This window comes from Pseudomonas sp. DY-1, from assembly GCF_003626975.1.
GTDB lineage: Bacteria > Pseudomonadota > Gammaproteobacteria > Pseudomonadales > Pseudomonadaceae > Metapseudomonas.
Genome location: NZ_CP032616.1, coordinates 3,862,584 through 3,879,950 on the forward strand (window position 1 = coordinate 3,862,584; position 17,367 = coordinate 3,879,950).

17 protein-coding genes are annotated in these 17,367 nt (G+C 64.2%); 4 read left to right on the plus strand and 13 right to left on the minus strand.

The features are described from left to right. Positions 1–28: 28 nt before the first annotated feature. Complete coding sequence (locus D6Z43_RS18250) at positions 29–772, minus strand: ABC transporter substrate-binding protein (protein ID WP_120653501.1); 744 nt, start codon at positions 770–772, stop codon at positions 29–31. A gap of 227 nt (positions 773–999) precedes the next feature. On the opposite strand from D6Z43_RS18250, the gene yccS reads away from it, so the two are divergent. Continuing rightward, positions 1,000–3,177 carry a YccS family putative transporter gene (gene yccS, locus D6Z43_RS18255; RefSeq protein ID WP_120653502.1) on the plus strand — a complete coding sequence of 726 codons (2,178 nt, stop codon included), beginning with the start codon at positions 1,000–1,002 and terminating at the stop codon, positions 3,175–3,177. Between the two features lie 180 nt (positions 3,178–3,357). Continuing rightward, on the plus strand, positions 3,358–3,807 hold the full coding sequence (locus tag D6Z43_RS18260; protein WP_305955669.1) for a transposase: 450 nt from the start codon (positions 3,358–3,360) through the stop codon (positions 3,805–3,807). A 128-nt stretch (positions 3,808–3,935) separates the two neighbouring features. Here D6Z43_RS18260 and D6Z43_RS18265 read toward each other — a convergent pair whose 3' ends face one another. Next, complete coding sequence (locus D6Z43_RS18265; protein WP_120653504.1) at positions 3,936–5,351, minus strand: PLP-dependent aminotransferase family protein; 1,416 nt, start codon at positions 5,349–5,351, stop codon at positions 3,936–3,938. Positions 5,352–5,538: 187 nt separating this feature from the next. On the opposite strand from D6Z43_RS18265, the gene D6Z43_RS18270 reads away from it, so the two are divergent. Further along, complete coding sequence (locus tag D6Z43_RS18270; RefSeq protein WP_120655301.1) at positions 5,539–5,772, plus strand: DUF1127 domain-containing protein; 234 nt, start codon at positions 5,539–5,541, stop codon at positions 5,770–5,772. A 20-nt stretch (positions 5,773–5,792) separates the two neighbouring features. Here the strand turns inward: D6Z43_RS18270 and D6Z43_RS18275 are convergent, their stop codons facing one another. From D6Z43_RS18275 to D6Z43_RS18295, 5 genes are all read right to left on the minus strand, one after another. Then, a complete protein-coding gene (locus D6Z43_RS18275) occupies positions 5,793–7,820 on the minus strand; it encodes a methyl-accepting chemotaxis protein (protein WP_120653505.1) in 2,028 nt (675 codons plus the stop codon). Between the two features lie 192 nt (positions 7,821–8,012). Continuing rightward, the gene (locus tag D6Z43_RS18280; protein WP_120653506.1) at positions 8,013–8,903 is read right to left on the minus strand and encodes a hypothetical protein; all 891 of its coding nucleotides are present in this window, start codon (positions 8,901–8,903) and stop codon (positions 8,013–8,015) included. Positions 8,904–8,947: 44 nt separating this feature from the next. Next, complete coding sequence (locus D6Z43_RS18285) at positions 8,948–9,805, minus strand: HDOD domain-containing protein (RefSeq protein ID WP_120653507.1); 858 nt, start codon at positions 9,803–9,805, stop codon at positions 8,948–8,950. 87 nt (positions 9,806–9,892) lie between these two features. Then, a complete protein-coding gene (locus D6Z43_RS18290) occupies positions 9,893–10,648 on the minus strand; it encodes an ABC transporter substrate-binding protein (RefSeq protein ID WP_120653508.1) in 756 nt (251 codons plus the stop codon). 137 nt (positions 10,649–10,785) lie between these two features. Further along, a complete protein-coding gene (locus tag D6Z43_RS18295; RefSeq protein WP_120653509.1) occupies positions 10,786–11,280 on the minus strand; it encodes a YgjP-like metallopeptidase domain-containing protein in 495 nt (164 codons plus the stop codon). Between the two features lie 526 nt (positions 11,281–11,806). Between D6Z43_RS18295 and D6Z43_RS18300 the strand changes: the two genes are divergently transcribed. Further along, positions 11,807–12,478, plus strand: coding sequence for a polysaccharide lyase family 7 protein (locus D6Z43_RS18300; protein ID WP_120653510.1), 672 nt, complete (start codon positions 11,807–11,809; stop codon positions 12,476–12,478). A 132-nt stretch (positions 12,479–12,610) separates the two neighbouring features. Here the strand turns inward: D6Z43_RS18300 and D6Z43_RS18305 are convergent, their stop codons facing one another. The 6 genes from D6Z43_RS18305 to epd form a co-directional block, all read right to left on the minus strand. Beyond that, complete coding sequence (locus D6Z43_RS18305; RefSeq protein ID WP_120653511.1) at positions 12,611–13,066, minus strand: hypothetical protein; 456 nt, start codon at positions 13,064–13,066, stop codon at positions 12,611–12,613. Between the two features lie 67 nt (positions 13,067–13,133). After that, the gene (gene fba / locus D6Z43_RS18310; RefSeq protein WP_120653512.1) at positions 13,134–14,198 is read right to left on the minus strand and encodes a class II fructose-bisphosphate aldolase; all 1,065 of its coding nucleotides are present in this window, start codon (positions 14,196–14,198) and stop codon (positions 13,134–13,136) included. Positions 14,199–14,320: 122 nt separating this feature from the next. After that, positions 14,321–14,638 carry an MliC family protein gene (locus tag D6Z43_RS18315; RefSeq protein WP_120653513.1) on the minus strand — a complete coding sequence of 106 codons (318 nt, stop codon included), beginning with the start codon at positions 14,636–14,638 and terminating at the stop codon, positions 14,321–14,323. Between the two features lie 46 nt (positions 14,639–14,684). After that, positions 14,685–14,879, minus strand: coding sequence for a hypothetical protein (locus D6Z43_RS18320; RefSeq protein WP_120653514.1), 195 nt, complete (start codon positions 14,877–14,879; stop codon positions 14,685–14,687). Positions 14,880–15,084: 205 nt separating this feature from the next. Continuing rightward, positions 15,085–16,248: a phosphoglycerate kinase gene (locus D6Z43_RS18325; protein ID WP_120653515.1), complete on the minus strand. Its 1,164-nt coding sequence runs from the start codon at positions 16,246–16,248 to the stop codon at positions 15,085–15,087. A gap of 28 nt (positions 16,249–16,276) precedes the next feature. Further along, positions 16,277–17,326: an erythrose-4-phosphate dehydrogenase gene (epd, locus tag D6Z43_RS18330; RefSeq protein WP_120653516.1), complete on the minus strand. Its 1,050-nt coding sequence runs from the start codon at positions 17,324–17,326 to the stop codon at positions 16,277–16,279. Between the last annotated feature and the right edge of the window lie 41 nt (positions 17,327–17,367).

Here is a 17,367-nt window from a genome sequence, read left to right on the forward strand (position 1 = left end):
CAGTCGTTCCGACGTGCAGGAGGCCTTGTCAGGGGCTGGACAGGCCGTGGCGGGCGAAGATGGACTGATAGGTGCCGTCTTCGCGCATGGCCTCCATGGCCTGGTCGAACTCCTCCACCAATTGCCGATGCCGTGGGTGGCTACGGCGCACCAGGATGTGCAAGCCATTCTCGCTGAGCGGCCGGGGCAGGAACTCCAGCTGGTCGCGAATGCCCGCCAGCTCTCCATTGAGGTAGAAGCGCGCTACCAACTCGTCTTCCAGGGTCAGTTGCACACGCCCGGCGGCAAGCATTCGTGCCCCCATCTGGAAGTTCTTCACCGGCACCTTGCTCAGTCCCGCATCGGCATCGAAGCTCGGCAGATAGCTATAGCCACGCACCACGGCAATGCTCTGGTGTTTCAGATCGGCCGACGACTGGAACAGGAAATCGCTGCCCTTGCGCTTGAGGAAGAGGACGCGATTGGTCAGGTACGGCTTGGAGAACTCACCGTAGCCCGCTCGCTCCTCGCTGTACCAGGCATTGACGATCAGGTCGTAATCGCCCACCTGGACTCCGCGTAGGGCGCGAGCCCATGGCACCTGGACAAACTCGGGGCGGTGCCCGGCGCGCTTGAGCGCGGTGCTCACCAACTCGCTCGCAAGTCCATTGCCCGGCAGACTGGCATCGGTGAAGGGCGGCCAGACATCGGCGGCCATGCGCAAGGTTTCAGCAGGGGCACTCGCGGTGGCGAGAAGCAGGGCGAAGAAGGCAAAACCACAGCGTCGTCTCATGCAAAGGCATCCGAGAACAGGTCTGGCCGGCAGGTAGCCAAGACTGCACGAAAACTTCGGCAGCGACCAGATACCCGGTACTTCCGTGCCTGATTCAGCGACCCCGCAATGTGACTCGCGCCGCGCTCCAGCATCGAATGCGACAGGGTGGCTGACAGCGCCACCCGCTGCCCTTAGGCTGTACCCGGCAGCACAGCCGTACACGGACATTCGCCCACAAGGCCCCTATGCCCTCGACCCGATTCACTCAAACGCTGCGCCGCCTCTGGGCGCTGGACAAGTTCAGCTACAGCCTGCGCGTCTTCGTCGCCCTCACTGGGAGCATGGCGCTGTGCTGGCAGCAGGACCGCCTGGACCTGCTGATTCCACTCTTCCTCGGCATCATTGCCAGCGCCCTGGCAGAAACCGACGACAGCTGGCAGGGGCGCCTGACGGCACTGCTGGTGACCCTCGGCTGCTTCAGCGTCGCCTCGCTGTCCGTGGAACTGCTGTTCCCCTATCCATGGGTCTTCGTCGGCGCCCTGGCCGTGGCCAGCTTCGGCCTGACCATGCTCGGCGCCCTTGGCGAGCGCTACGCCACCATCGCCTCAGCGACGCTGATCCTCTCCATCTACACCATGATCGGCGTCGACCAGCGCGGCGGTGTGCTCACCAACCTCTGGCAGGAACCCGCCCTGCTGGTGGCCGGCGCCGCCTGGTACGGCCTGCTCTCGGTACTCTGGCAGGCGCTCTTCACCCACCAGCCGGTGCAGCAGAGCCTGGCCCGGCTGTTCCGCGAGCTGGGACAGTACCTCAAACTGAAGTCAGCGCTGCTGGAACCGGTGCGCCAGCTCGACGTGGAAGCCCGTCGGCTGGAACTGGCGCGGCAGAACGGCAAGGTCGTGGCCGCACTGAACGCAACCAAGGAGATCATCCTGCACCGGGTCGGCAACGGCCGGCCCGGCCCCAAGGTCAGCCGCTACCTCAAGCTCTACTTCCTGGCGCAAGACATCCACGAGCGCGCCAGCTCCTCCCATTACGCCTATAACGAGCTGGCCGAAGCCTTCTTCCATAGTGACGTACTCTTCCGCTGCCAACGCCTGCTGCGCCAGCAAGGCGGCGCCTGCCAGGCACTGGGCCGCGCGATCCAGATGCGCCAGCCCTTCGACTACCTGGACGGAGCCCAGGCCCTGGAAGACCTGAACAAATCCCTGGAGCACCTGCGCATCCAGAGCAATCCGGCCTGGCGCGGCCTGCTGCGCTCGCTCAACGCGCTGGCGCGCAACCTCGGCACCCTTGACCGCCTGCTGATCGATGCCAGCAACCCCGACGCCCTCGCCGAAGCCCAGGACGCCAGCCTGCTGGATCGCTCGCCGAAAGGACTGAAAGACGTCTGGGAACGCCTCAGGCAGAACCTCACCCCCACATCCCTGGTGTTCCGCCACGCGCTGCGCATGGCCTTGGCCCTGACCGCCGGCTATGGCGTGCTGCACCTGATCCACCCCGAGCAGGGCTACTGGATCCTGCTGACCACGGTATTCGTCTGCCAGCCCAACTTTGGCGCCACCCGGCGCAAACTGGTACAGCGGATCGTCGGCACTCTGCTCGGCCTGGCGCTGGGTTGGGCGCTGTTCGACCTGTTCCCCAGCGCCCTGGTGCAATCGGTCTTCGCGGTGGTCGCCGGGGTGATCTTCTTCGCCACCCGCGCCACTCGCTACACCCTGGCCACGGCCGCGATCACGCTGATGGTGCTGTTCTGCTTCAACCAGATCGGCAACAGCTACGGCCTGTTCCTGCCACGTCTGGTGGACACGCTGCTCGGCGCGCTGATCGCCGGCCTGGCGGTGATCTTCATCCTGCCCGACTGGCAGGGTCGCCGGCTCAACCAGGTGGTGGCCAACACGCTCGCCTGCAACAGCCGCTACCTGCGGCAGATCATGCAGCAGTACGCCATCGGCAAACGCGACGACCTGGCCTACCGCCTGGCCCGACGCAACGCCCACAACGCCGACGCGGCGCTGTCCACCACCCTCTCCAACATGCTCATGGAGCCGGGCCACTTCCGGAAGGAAGCGGACATCGGCTTCCGCTTCCTGGTGCTTTCCCACACGCTGCTGAGCTATCTCTCCGCGCTCGGCGCGCACCGCAGCGAAACCCCCGGTGAAGCCCTGACGCCGACCATCAATGAAGCCGCCGAACAGATTGCCGAAAGCCTCGACTGCATCGCCCAGGGCCTGACCGACCGTCGCCCGATCAGTATCCATCGCGACGAGGAGGATGCACTCGCCAAGGCCCTGGAGCAGCTTCCGGAAGACATGGACGACCGCCCACGCCTGGTGCAGACCGAGCTGGGACTGATCTGTCGGCAGCTAGGGGCGCTGCGGACCCTGGCGGCGCATCTGCTGAATGAGGGGAAGGTGGCGTAGGAGAGTCATCCGCCGCCTGCACCACATGCCTTGTGGGAGCGAATTCATTCGCGAATGCTTTCCCACAAGTCGTAGGGGTTCATCCGTTCGCTACATTCAGTGAATTCCCAGCTTCGGCAGGCGCCGGCTTCTGCCACGGACTTTTACAGTCTTTGCCTTCGACATCAGGACGCAATGGACATGCCGAGCAAGGACCTCAGGGCGGGCAGAATTTCTCTGCCCGGCCAGATCTACCACATCACCACCACTACGGAAGGCCGACGGCCCCTGTTCAGGGACTTCACCCACGCCCGAATCGCCATCGCCGAGCTACGTCGCTTGCATGAGCAGAATGTGATCAATTCATTGGCCTGGGTACTGATGCCTGACCATCTGCATTGGCTGTTTCAACTCAGGGGACCCATCTCCCTTTCGACCGTCGTCAAGGTCTTCAAGGGGCGGTCCGCGAGACAGCTCGGAATGCAGTCGGGCATTGACGGCGTGGTCTGGCAGCCCGGGTTCCATGGCCACGGTTTGCGGCGGGGCGAGGATGTGTTGAAGGTCGCTCGCTATATCGTGTCCAACCCTTTGCGGGCAGGATTGGTGGCCCACATCGGCGACTACCCCTTCTGGGACGCACACTGGCTCTGAATGGAACCGAGCTCGTGGGGGCGAGTTCATTCGCGATGCGGGCCACTGGCCAGTCTCATCCTGCCGAATTCATTCGCGGTTTTCGCGAATGAATTCGCTCCTACAGGAAAACGCCCTGAAACCCCGGGTTACGCCCCCATCAACTCCTTGATCGTCTCCCCCACCTTCCGCACCGCCGCTTCGATCGCCGGGGTCGGCTTGGAGGAGTAGTTCATCCGCAGGCAGTTCCGGTACTTGCCGGAGGCGGAGAAGATGCTGCCGGCGGCGATCTGTACGCCTTTGGGCAGCAAGGCGCGGTTCAGGCGCAAGGTGTCGAAATCCTCGGGCAGCTCCACCCACAGCATGAAGCTGCCCTGGGGCCGGCTGGCGCGGGTGCCTTCGGGGAAATAGCGCATCACCCAGTCAATCATCTGGTCGCGGCTGTGTTGGTACTGGCTGCGCATGCGCCGCAAGTGCGGTTCGTAGTGGCCCTTGCCGATGAACTCGGCCAGCGCCAGTTGCGGCTGGGTCGCCGTGGCGCCGGTGGAGATGTACTTCATGTGCAGCACGCGGTCGAGGTAGCGGCCGGGGGCGATCCAGCCGACGCGGATGCCCGGTGCCACTGTCTTGGAGAACGAACTGCAGAGCAGCACACGGCCGTCGTCGTCGAAAGACTTGATGGTGCGCGGACGCGGGTACTGGTAAGCGAGGTCGCCGTACACGTCGTCTTCCAGGATCGGCACGTCGTAGCGCTGGGCCAGCGTGACCAGGGCGCGCTTGCGTGCCTCCGGCATGATGTAGCCCAGCGGGTTGTTGCAGTTCGGGGTGAGCTGGATCAGCTTGATCGGCCACTGTTCCAGGGCCATTTCCAGCGCCTCCAGGCTGATGCCGTTGAGCGGGTCCGTGGGCAGCTCAAGGGCCTTCATGCCGAAGCCCTTCAGGGTCTGCATGGCGCCGTGGAAGCTCGGCGAATCCACCGCGACTATGTCACCCGGCTCGCACGTGGAGCGAATCGCTACCGACAGCGCCTCGTGGCAGCCAGTGGTGATGACGATATCGCTGGCGGGGATCTGGCAACCGGAATCCAGCGCCAGGCGCGCCACCTGTTCACGCAACGCCTCGGTGCCGTAGATGCTGTCGTAGTAGAGGCCGCTGCCGTCCTGGCGTCGGCTGATCTGGCCGAGGCTGCGCAACAAGGGTTTCAAGGTCGGGCTGGTGATGTCAGGCATGCCGCGACCGAGTTGCAGGACGTTGTCCTTGGCGCTGCGCTTGATCAGATCGAGCACGTCGTTCCACTGCGATACATCCACCGGCCGCTGCGGCGCGCGGCTCATCGCCGGCAGCGCGGGTGTCTGACGGCGCGGCGGCACGAAGTAGCCGGACTTCGGCCTGGGTTCAGCCAGTCCGCCATCCTCGAGAATCCGGTAGGCCTGCTGCACCGTGCTCAGGCTCACGCCGTGCTCCAGGCTCAGTGCACGCACCGAAGGCAGGCGGTCGCCGGGGCGGTAATAGCCCTGTTCGATGCGCTCGCCAAGAGTTTCGGCCAGTTTGATGTAGAGCTTCATGACAGTCTCCTGAATCGGAGTTAACACGCAGCAGGACCATTACAGATGGGTGCTGAACTGGGGATTCAGATAGAAAATCACGCAATCTGTATGAAGAAAATATACAGATCGTGAATCTGTATTGTGAAATTGCCGACGGACATCATGTTCTCACCCCGATCCACCACAGGGCATGAGGAACGCAATGATGAACGGCCTGAGCGATGTACGCCTGACTCTCCACGCACGGGAACTGGAACAGGAGCAGCGCACGCCTGTATCCCTCGCATCCGCCCTGTCGGGCAATCGCTGGGACCGTTTCTGGATGCGCCTGCACACCCGTCGCAAGCTGCTGGAACTGGATGACCACGCCCTGCGGGACATTGGCCTGACCCGCGAACAAGCGCTGGATGAGGCCCTCAAACCCTTCTGGAGAGTCTGAGGGCCGGCCCGGCTGCTTCCTCAGGCGAGACGGAAGCGGCCGGTGTTCTGGGTCAGGGCGTGGCTGCCCTGCTGCAGCTGCTGGGCGGCCACCTGGACGGACTGCGCGCCCTGCAGCAACAGGTTGGCGGCCTGGTCCACCTGCTGGATGCTGCCGCTCACCTCGTCCGCCGTGGCGGCCTGCTGCTCGGAAGCGGTGGCAATCTGCGCCAGGCGATCACTCACCCGCTGCACCGCCTCGGCGATCCCGGAAAGGTCGGCGCCCATGGCCAGCACGTTATCCACGTCGGTTGCGGCCTGGCCGAAGGCGGCCTCGATCTGTGCCACGGTCTCGCCCACCACGGTCTGCAACGCTGCGACCGTTTGCGCGATCTCGGCGGTCGAGTCCTGGGTACGCCGGGACAAGCTGCGCACTTCGTCCGCCACCACGGCGAAGCCACGCCCCTGCTCGCCGGCCCGCGCCGCTTCGATAGCGGCGTTCAGCGCCAGCAGGTTGGTCTGCTCGGCGATGCCCTTGATCACATCCACCACCTGGTTGATCTGCCGGGTCTGCTCGCGGAGCTGCTGCAACGCAGCCACGCTGTTGCCCAGGTTGCTGCTGAGCTGATTCATGCTGGCGCTGGTGCGCGCGCTGCGCTGGTTGCTCTGCATGGCGATCTCACGTGTGTGCAGCGCATCACGGGCGGCGTCCTCGCAACTCGAAGCGACGCTCTGGGCAGTTGCAGCCAACTGGGTGGCGGCAGCGGCAATCTGGCTGACCTGGCCCTGCTGCTGTTCCACTGATACCAGCGTATTCCGCGCCTGGTTGCTGAGCTGCTCGACCGTGCCGCCCAGCTGTTCGCTTTCGCGATTCACCCCCAGCAACGACTCGCGCAATTGCGCCAGGGCTGCGTTGAGGGCCTCGGCAATGCCCGCGAGGTCGTCGCGCCCATGGACCCTCGCCGTGACCCTGAGATCACCGCCGCGCAGCCCTTCGGTCGCTTCGGTGATGCTCGCGGTGCCCCGGCGGATGGACTGGTTCAGGCACAGGAGCATGTACAACGCCAGCAGCGTCAGCGCCGCGAACCCCCCCATCACCTCCGTCATGCTGCCCAGCGCTTGTTCGCGATACTCGCCCAGGCGCGACGCCATGCGTGCCTGCAGTGCCTGCTGCAAGTCCTGCAGGCGACCGTTCAGTGCGTCCACCAGACTGACGAACTGCGCAGGTGTCAGGGTGAAAGGCGTTGACTCGAAGACCTGTTTGTCCACCCCGGCGAGGAAGCCGGCCATGCCTTCGTCCGCTGCGGCGAACGGCGCTTCCAGCGCGCTCATGTCACCCGGCGCCAGGGCCAGCGCCTTGCGGGCCTTGCGCAACTGGCGCGCGGTGTCCCCCAGGGCGCGACGCAGGTCGCGCAGAGCCACCCGGCTCTGCAGGGTGAAGTGCTGCGCCACCAACGCCCCATGGCCGTTACTGGCGAAGCTGCCCAGGGTTTCCTGCAGGCGCGGTTGCACGCTGGTGAGCTGCTCCATCATCAGATAGGTGTCGAGCCAGGGATCGAGGATCAGCCCGGAATCGGTGGCAACCTGTTCGCGCAGTGCCTGGAGCACCTGCAGGATGCCCTGGTAGCGCTCCAGCCCGTCGGGAAGCGCCAGGGACAGTACCCCGTCCAGCTTCACCTGACCGGCACGCCCCTGGAGCTCATCGAACAGCACCTGGCTCTGCCCGGCGATGCCTTCCACCTTGAGCTGCACCGCCACCTGATCCAGCGCCTTGGCCAATGCGGCGGCACGCTGTTCCAGCGCCGGGCGCGCGCGCTCGTCGCCACCCTTGAGGCGCGCCAGCAGGAAGCGCTGGCCATCGAGTTCATGCTGCACGACGGAAAGGGCCTGCACGACTCGCAAGCCGCTCAGTTCGCCGTCCACGACCCCGAGGCGATCACGGTAATCACCAACTATCACGGACAGGGCATAACCCAGGGGCAGGATGAACAACAGGAAGAGCAACTGGAACTTGCGGGCGAAACTGAAGCGCTCGAGTAGGCGTACCCCTGGCGTGAGCAAAGCTGTCATTGCGACCCCTCGTCTGGTTCCGGTCACCCGTGCCAGGCGGGAGGGTGTCTCCCGGGCAATGTGTCCGGCCTTTCGTTCTTTTTGTGGAGGACTCCCCTGGGAACGGGGATTAACCGCCGGAGAATAGTAGCTTTGTGCTATTGCACAGAAGAGGCCGGTCACGATCTCGACCGAGGATGTCGCGCGGCTGTATCAGGGCCAGGGCTTCCAGTCCCGAGACGGCTTGTTCAATGGAGCCTGCAGCCGCTGGAAGCCAGGTTGCGCCTGGAGCTTGCGCAAGGCTTCGGTCAGGCGCTTGTCCACGTGGCTGCCACGCGGCGTATCCGGTACCAGCCACCTCACCGGATAGAGGCCGAAATCCTGGGCGCGCAGTTGTTCACGCAGTCCCAGGCGATCGATTTCGTGCTCGGTCTCGTTCACGGCGAAGACGTAGCCATCGATGCGGCCGCGCACCAGCTTCTGCAGGCTGGCCTCGATGCTGTTGCCAGACAGCGCCGGAAAGCCAAGCCAGGGCGCATGGGCGCGATCAGTCTCGACCTTGTAGGGAAAGGCCAGGCTGCGCAGGGCCGGTGTCACGGTCGGCGCGGCGAGCTGCTCCTGTAGCTCATCCACGCGCCAGCTGTGTCCCAGCAGCGGCATCAGTTGCGCCTGCTGGCCGGCATCGAGACCGCTTGCGGCCAGCCGCTCGCTACTGAGCGCATGGGCCGGATCAAGCAACTGGGCGACGCTCAGGCTATTGGCACGCCGGGTGAACAGACCGAATCGAACCTCCCAGAGCAGGCCCGAGCCATAGCGCAACCCAGCCGGCAAACGCGGCAGGTTGCCGAGAAACGGCACCTGGAACTCGCACTGACCGTTCTGCAGCAGGTGAAAGGTGCGTGCGAAAGGGATGATCTGCAGCTCGAAATCGATATCCGGGAGCTGCTGGTCCATGGCTCGAACCAGGTCCAGCAGTGGTCCGGTGCCATCCGCTTCGGCCAGTCCGGGGACTTCAGCCACGGCCACTCGCCATTGCTCGGCAGCCGCGACGGTGCCGGCCCAGCACAGGCACAATCCGAGGCACAGCAACGAGAGTCGGCGCATGAAACACCCCAGGGCAGCAGTACGCCTGAGTATAGGTGCGCCCTCTATCGCAGCAGGCTGACCATGCGCTGGATCGCATCCTGGTGCGCGGACACCAGGGCCAGACCACCGTCGGCGTCCAGGGCATCCAGCGGAGGCGCCAGCTTACGGTAGGCGGCCAACTGCTCGATGGCTGGCAGCCGGGCCTGTCGCCCCTCATCGCGCAGGGCGTGGTAGAGCCCCAGGTTTACCAGATCGATCAGGCTGAGCCGGCCGCCACTGTCGACGTCCCACTGCCTGACGCTGCGCACGACGTCGATGTAGCTCTGATCCACCGCCCATTTCTTCAGCACGATCACACTCAGGGACTGGCCGTACTCCTGGCAGAGACGTGCGTAGACCTCTGGGCTCGGGACCTGGCTGGCGTCCTTGAAGGCGGAGAGCACCGCCAGATCGCCGACATCACAGAGCAGGCTGGCCAGCATTGCGTGGTCTGGCGAGGTGAAACCCAGGGGGCGGGCAAGCACCGCACTGATGGCGGCATGACGTGTAAGCCGTCCCCAGACACCGATGAACAGTTGCTTGTGGGCGGCGCTGTGGAGGGTGAAGAGACTTTTCAGGCTGTGGATCAGGGTGATGCGATCCACCTCCTGCAGGCCGAGCAGACGGATCACATCTTCCAGCGTCCGCGGCGGCGTGCTGGAGCGGAACATGATGCTGGAGGCGTGCTTCATCAGCAGCGCGCTGAGTGCCGGGTCCTTGCTGATCACCTGCTTCAAACGCGCGACGGATACGTTCGGGTCGGCCAGGGCGCGGCGGATGTCCAGGGTGATCATTGGCAGGCTGGGGAGTTGCTCCTCGCCATTCATCAGCTGCGTGACCACCTTTCGGTAGATCGAGTAATCCGACTCTGCTGCGCTCAACACGGTTCTCCCCATTTTTTGTGGCCGCAGTGTAGCTATGCGCCATCACGGCGCCCATGGGAGTCTGATGCCAATCGGACGGATTGCTCAGGGCAGCGGCACGCCATAGGGCCTGGCGAGATCCTTCAGCCGACCATCGGCACGCATCTGTTTCAGCACACGACCGATGTCGTCGCGCAGCTGTCGGTGGGATTCCCCCCTGGGCAAGGCGAAGTAGCCGACCTGGGTATCGATCACCGGCGTGAGCTTTCTCACCTTGCCGGAGATGCCCAGCTCCACTATGCGCGGCCGGGAATCGCGCTCGTTGCTCGCGGCCAGGTCGGCGCGGCCCGCCATCAGCAGCCGGAACGCCAGTTCGACCGAGGGCGTTACATGCAGGTCCAGCTGGCCGCGCATGGCCTCGAATCGCTCGCCGTAGATCCAGCCATGGATGATGGCGATCCGTTGTCCCTTCAGGCTTGCCAGGGTGCCGTCCCAGGCGGAGGACGTCTCACTGCGCGCGTAGAACACCACGCTGTCGCGATAGAAGCCGGGCTCGGCAAACTGGAAGCGAAGCTCCCGTGCGGCGGTCCGATAGGGGCCGATCAGCACATCGGCGCGGCCCTCCTCCACCAGCTTCTGGGCGCGCGCCCAGGGGTAGCTTTCGAAGCGCACCTGATCGCCCAGGTCGCTGGCGATCGCACGCATCACGTCGATGCCCAGACCACTGGGTGCGCCCTTGGCATCGAGGACATAGATTCCGGGGAATTCGGTGCCGACCGCGAGCAGTTCACGGCCATCGGCGAAGGGGATCAGGCCCAGCACCCAGAGAATGACGCAGAGGGTACGAAATCTCGGACGCATGTCCGCGGGCCTCGGTCGGCTGCTACCTATGAGCCTAGTCGGGCAGACATTGCTTTTCATGCCCCCGTGCGCTGGAGCCGAACACCGATGCTGGATCGATGGCGCGTGATCCGATCAAAGCGACGAGCCAGCTCCGGTCAGGTCGGCAGTTCTCGCCAGGTAAGGTAGATACGCAGGTCGAACTCCAGCTGGTGGTAGCCAGGCAGCATGTGCTCGCAGAGCTGGTAGAAGGCCTTGGTGTGATCGCGCTCCTTCAGGTGCGCCAACTCGTGGACCAGGATCATCTGCAGGAACTCCGGAGCGGCTTCCTTGAACAGCGAGGCGACGCGGATTTCCTTCTTCGCCTTGAGCTTACCGCCCTGAACCCGCGATATCGCGGTGTTCAGGCCAAGGGCCTTGTGCACCACATCGAGCTTGTTGTCGTAGAGCACCTTGTCCGGCGCCGGAGCGTTGCGCAGGTGCTCCTGCTTCAGGGCCATGGCGTAGCTGTACAGCGCCTTGTCGCTCTGCACCTCATGCCGTCCCGGGTAACGCCGCTCCAGGTAATCACCGAGACGGCCGGTGGCGATCATTTGCGCGACCTGGTCCTGGAGGCTGGCCGGGTAGCCACGGAGGTACTTGAGACTGGTCATGACGAAACAGGCGGAAATTGAAGGCGCGACAGTCTACCCGAGCAGGGCGAACCGCGAGCGTCTCCCGACCAGTCGACTGCCTCCCGAAAAGTTCCCAGGGGCTTTGCGACGCAGTTCAAGGTTCCAGCAAATTCCCCCTCGAGCGCACCACAGACATCGCTGATAGCACCGAGCCAGAGCCTTTCAAAAAACCGGCGCGGCTGATCAGAAAATTTCCTTATCCATCAAGGCCGGTCATTTCCGGCCGTTTTCTGCTGCCCACGGAAAGGCAATATCGCAATGCTGGCCAATGCCAGATTAGACGTATTCTTGACGCCAATATGCCGACAATCGGTAACTGACAAAGGCACCAGCGCCTTCGTATAAAGCGCTCGCGAGACGGCCAAACGCCTTCGGACGAAACGGCGGGCAACTGCCACCTGCAACCTCACTTTTGGTTCGAGCGACATTGGCCGGAACACTGTCCTGCATTCGTGTGACGTGGACTCGCAGCGCCCGACCGGAAGCTTCTTTCGAGAACTCCGTGATGATCGACCTCTCCACCTGGAACCTGACCCTTCCCGTAGGCGTACCCGCTGTCACCATCGAAACCCCGCTACTGGTGGGCGGCTACCGCGACTACTACTTCCAGAATGACGGCGCCACCGTGCGCTTCTGGGTACCGGTAAACGGCAGCACTACTGCCAACGCCGTCTACCCACGCAGCGAACTGCGCGAAACCTATGCCGATGGCAAGCTGCGCAACTGGACCTACCCCAGCGCCGACAACCTGCTCAGCGCCAACCTTGCGGTCAGCCAGGTACCCTCCACCGGCAAGCTGGTAATCGGCCAGATCCACGCCTACGGCAGCACCAGCCCCATGCTCAAGCTGGAGTACCAGTTCAAGACCAAGACGCAGACCGCCAACATCGTCGCCAAGGTGCGCAACTCCCCCGACGACGAAACCAGCGTGGTGATCCCTTTGCTCAGCGGCATCCCGCTCAACCAGCGCTTCAGCTACGTGATCGACCTGACACCCAACGGCCTGCTCAGCGTCATGGTCAATGGCAGCCTGTGGAGCCAACAGCTCTCCACAGCCTGGGCGCCGAAACCGCTGTACTTCAAGGCGGGGGTGTATGCGCAGGACAACGAGGGATATGAGACGGAAGCGGGAGCGGCGACCTTCTACAGCCTGAAGATCGAGCATCGGGCGCCTTGAGCCCCCTCCCCCCTGGCCCCTCTCCCTGAAGAGGAGAGGGGTGACTCGCGCCTGAATGCATGCAGACGCCGGAAACTGGGCGTGATGCCGAACTCAAACGACGGCCTTGGCACAAACTGGCGCCCCTCTCACTCAGGGAGAGGGGCTGGGGGTGACGGGCTCGACGCACCGCGCCAGCGCCTTCGGATCGAGCAACGAGCAGGGATCACCGCCCAGATAGCTGCGATACACCCTCAGCAGATCCCCTTCGCTGATCCGGCAATCGCCTGCCGGGCACTGGCTGGCGAACTCGAAGCGCCCAGCGGGCGGGTCGGCCAGGCGGATCTTCAACGACGGCCAGCCGGACGGTTTCGCCGCCGACGGCGTGAACAACCAGACGCCCTTGCGCTGCACCAGGGCGCCGCCGGCTTCGGCATAGTCGAAGACGAACATCAGGGTGCGCGATGTCTTGGTGGTGCAGTCGGTGCGATCCAGGCATTGCTGCGGATCGCTGGATACCGGCTCGGGCGGCGGCGCAGGGGCCACCGGCGGCTGGCCGGCGCAACCCGTGAGCAGCAGGGCGAAACCCATCATCAGGGGCAGGCGCATCGGAAACTCCTGTTGCCGGATACGAAAGAGCCCCGCATGGCGGGGCTCCTCGTGAAGCACGACGGGATCAGTTGACCTTGGCGGCCAGCTCGCCCTTGGCGTAACGCTGGAACATGCCTTCCAGGGAGACCGGCTTGATCTTGGAGGCGTTGCCGGCAGTGCCGAAAGCTTCGTAACGGGCGATGCAGATGTCGCGCATGGCTTCGACAGTCTTGGCGAAGTATTTGCGCGGATCGAACTCGGCCGGGTTCTTGGCCAGGAAGCTACGGATGGCACCAGTGGAGGCCAGACGCAGGTCGGTGTCGATGTTGACCTTGCGCACGCCGTACTTGATGCCTTCGACGATCTCTTCGACCGGCACACCGTAGGTTTCCTTAATGTCGCCGCCGAACTCGTTGATGATCGCCAGCCAGTCCTGCGGAACGGAGGAAGAACCGTGCATCACCAGGTGGGTGTTGGGGATGCGCTTGTGGATTTCCTTGATGCGGTCGATGGCGAGGATGTCACCGGTCGGCGGCTTGGTGAACTTGTAGGCGCCGTGGCTGGTGCCGATGGCGATGGCCAGGGCGTCCACCTGGGTCTTCTTGACGAAGTCGGCAGCCTCTTCCGGGTCGGTCAGCATCTGGCTGTGATCCAGGATGCCTTCCGCGCCAACGCCATCTTCCTCGCCGGCCTGGCCGGTTTCCAGGGAACCCAGGCAACCCAGTTCGCCTTCCACGGACACGCCGCAGGCGTGGGCGAAGGCAACGGTCTGCTGGGTAACGCGGACGTTGTACTCGTAGTCGGACGGGGTCTTGCCGTCTTCACGCAGGGAGCCGTCCATCATCACGGAAGAGAAGCCCAGCTGAATGGAGCGCTGGCAGACGTCGGGGCTGGTGCCGTGGTCCTGGTGCATGCACACCGGGATGTGCGGGAATTCTTCGATGGCAGCCAGGATCAGGTGGCGCAGGAAGGGAGCGCCGGCATATTTGCGAGCACCCGCGGAGGCCTGCACGATCACCGGGGAATCGGTCTTGTCGGCCGCTTCCATGATGGCGCGCATCTGTTCCAGGTTGTTGACGTTGAAAGCCGGAACGCCGTAGCCGAATTCGGCGGCGTGGTCCAGCATCTGGCGCATGCTGATGAGTGCCATGGTGTTTCAGTCTCCCGATTGGGTGGGCTGTCAAATTACAAAGCCTGCCGCAGGGGCAGGCCGGGTTCAAGTTCCCGGGGAGGAGCGGTCATCCGCCAACCCCGGGGGAAATCAAAAACGGGTCAGAGGGCCTTGCAGCCGCGACCGATCAGATCATCGGTCGCCACCCAGTAGACCAGGCCTTCATCACCCTTGGTGTGGAAAGCCAGGTTGCCGTCGCTGTAGAGCGCGCCGGAGCCCGAGGGTTCCCGCTTCAGGCGGTGGACGATGTCACCACCACCCAGGCGCAGGTCGATGCTCTCCTGAGTCGCATCACTGAAACGCCACAGCACTTCGGCCTGGCTGTCGCAGACCCAGCGGGCCCAGTCGTCGCTGGGGGCCTGCTGACCAGCGCAACCCGCCAACAGCGCGACGCCCGCGAAGGCGAACCATCCTTTCATCCACGTCTCCTTGGGGGATGGCTCCGGCCATCCGCGCACCGCTCCGTCATGGGCAGTGCTGTTGTCCTTCATCGCTCATAGTGGGGTCGCCACTGGCCTGAGCCTCCACCCGCTGGTCGTCCTGGTTGCTCGGGACTATCACCTGGGGCGGGCTGATCACTTCACAGGTGCTGGACGGCTTGCCACCGGCACAACCCCAGAGTCCAGCACAGAGAATCAGCAGAATCGCAGCGTAGCGCATGGCAGGCACTCCTCTTTGCATCCCCTATCAAGGGACCACGGGGGCCTGCCATGGTTTAGGCCTTTTACACCAGCGACACTGATCTTCACGGCCTCGCGAGCTAGAAAAGAGCAAGGCGAAAATGGCTGAAGACGCGGAGTTTACGACTGTAAATGAGCAGTCTGAAGCCATTTTCAACGCAGCTATTCCGACGCGCAGCAGGCCGTTACGCCTTGGCGCGCTGCTCCAGCACTTCCACGGCGGGCAGCACCTTACCTTCGACGAACTCCAGGAAAGCGCCACCGCCGGTGGAGATGTAGGAGATCTGCTCGTTCACGCCGTACTTGTCGATCGCGGCCAGGGTGTCGCCACCGCCGGCGATGGAGAAGGCCGGGCTTTCAGCGATGGCCTGGGCCAGGACTTTGGTGCCGTTGCCGAACTGGTCGAACTCGAATACGCCGACCGGACCGTTCCAGAGGATGGTCTTGGAGGACTTCAGCAGCTCGGCGAACTGGGCAGCGGTCTGCGGACCGATGTCCAGGATCATGTCGTCGTCGGCGACGTCGGCAATGGCCTTGACGGTAGCAGCGGCGCTCTCGGCGAACTCCTTGGCAACCACCACGTCAACCGGCAGCGGCACGCTGACCTTCGCGGCGATGGCCTTGGCGGTGTCCACCAGGTCGGCTTCGTACAGGGACTTGCCCACCTTGTAGCCGGCGGCAGCGAGGAACGTGTTGGCGATGCCGCCACCAACGATCAGTTGGTCGCAGATCTGCGACAGGGAATTCAGAACGTCCAGCTTGGTGGAAACCTTGGAGCCGGCAACGATCGCGGCCATCGGACGGGCCGGGTTACCCAGGGCCTTGCCCAGGGCGTCCAGCTCGGCGGCCAGCAGCGGGCCGGCCGCAGCGACCTTGGCGAACTTGGCCACGCCGTGAGTGGAGCCCTCGGCGCGGTGGGCGGTGCCGAAGGCGTCCATCACGAAGACGTCGCACAGCGCCGCGTATTGCTGCGCCAGCTCATCGGCGTTCTTCTTCTCGCCCTTGTTGAAGCGCACGTTCTCGAACAGCACCACCTGGCCGGGGGCAACGTCGACGCCGCCCAGATAGTCGGCCACCAGCGGCACTTCACGGCCCAGGGCCTTGCTCAGGTAGTCAGCCACCGGCTTCAGGCTGTTCTCTTCAGAAAACTCGCCTTCGGTGGGACGGCCCAAGTGGGAGCAGACCATTACCGCCGCGCCCTTCTCCAATGCCAGCTTGATGGTCGGCAGGGAGGCAAGGATGCGCGCATCACTCTTCACGACGCCGTCCTTCACCGGCACGTTGAGATCCTCACGGATCAGCACGCGCTTACCCTGGAGGTCGAGGTCGGTCATTTTCAACACGGTCATGGGGTCAGTCCTTCACGGGGGCTGGTAGTTAACGAGAAGCAGCGGAAACCCGCAGATAGTGGTCTGCGGTATCGAGCATACGGTTGGCGAAGCCCCATTCGTTGTCGAACCAGGCCAGCAGGTTGACCAGGCGCGGGCCGGACACACGGGTCTGGCTGCCGTCGACGATGGCGGAATGGGGATCGTGGTTGAAATCGCAGCTGGCGTGGGGCAGCTCGGTGTAGGCCAGGAGACCTTTCAGCGGACCGCTTTCGGCGGCTTCGCGAAGCACACGATTGATTTCAGCGGCCGACGTGTCGCGGGCAGTCTGCAAGGTGATGTCCAGGCAGGACACATTCACCGTCGGCACCCGGATCGCCTTGGCCTGAATGCGCCCGGTCAACTCAGGCAGCAGGCGCTCGATACCACGGGCGAGCCCGGTGGATACCGGAATCACCGACTGGAAGGCGGAGCGGGTGCGGCGCAGGTCTTCGTGGTGGTAGGCGTCGATCACGGGCTGGTCGTTCATCGCCGAGTGGATGGTAGTAATGGAGACGTACTCCAGACCCACGGACTCGTTGAGAAGTTTCAGCAGCGGTACGCCGCAGTTGGTGGTGCAGGATGCGTTGGACACCAGTTTCTCGGTGCCGGTCAAGCTGTCCTGATTGACGCCAAAGACGATGGTGGCGTCGATGTCCGACTCGTTGGACATCGGCTGGGACAGCAGCACACGCGGCGCGCCGGCAGCGAGGAAACGCTCGGCCTGCTCGCGGTGCGTGTACTGGCCGGAGCACTCCAGCACCAGATCCACGCCCAGGGCGGCCCAGTCGATGCCCTCAGGCTCGGCGTGGCGCAGCACCTTCACGCAGTCGCCGTTGATGTGCAGGCAATCGCCGTCCACGCGGACTTCGCCAGGGAAGCGGCCGTGGGTGGAGTCGAAGCGGGTCAGGTATTCGATGCTGGCCTGATCGGCCAGGTCGTTCAGCGCGACGATCTCGAAGCTCGCCCCGCCACTACGCTCGTGGAGCGCGCGCAGCACGCAACGGCCAATGCGGCCGTAGCCGTTGAGGGCGACTTTGAAGGGGCGGTTGCTTGGCATGGTGCGCTCGCAGGGCCGGAAAGGAAGAAGAAACCCCGTAG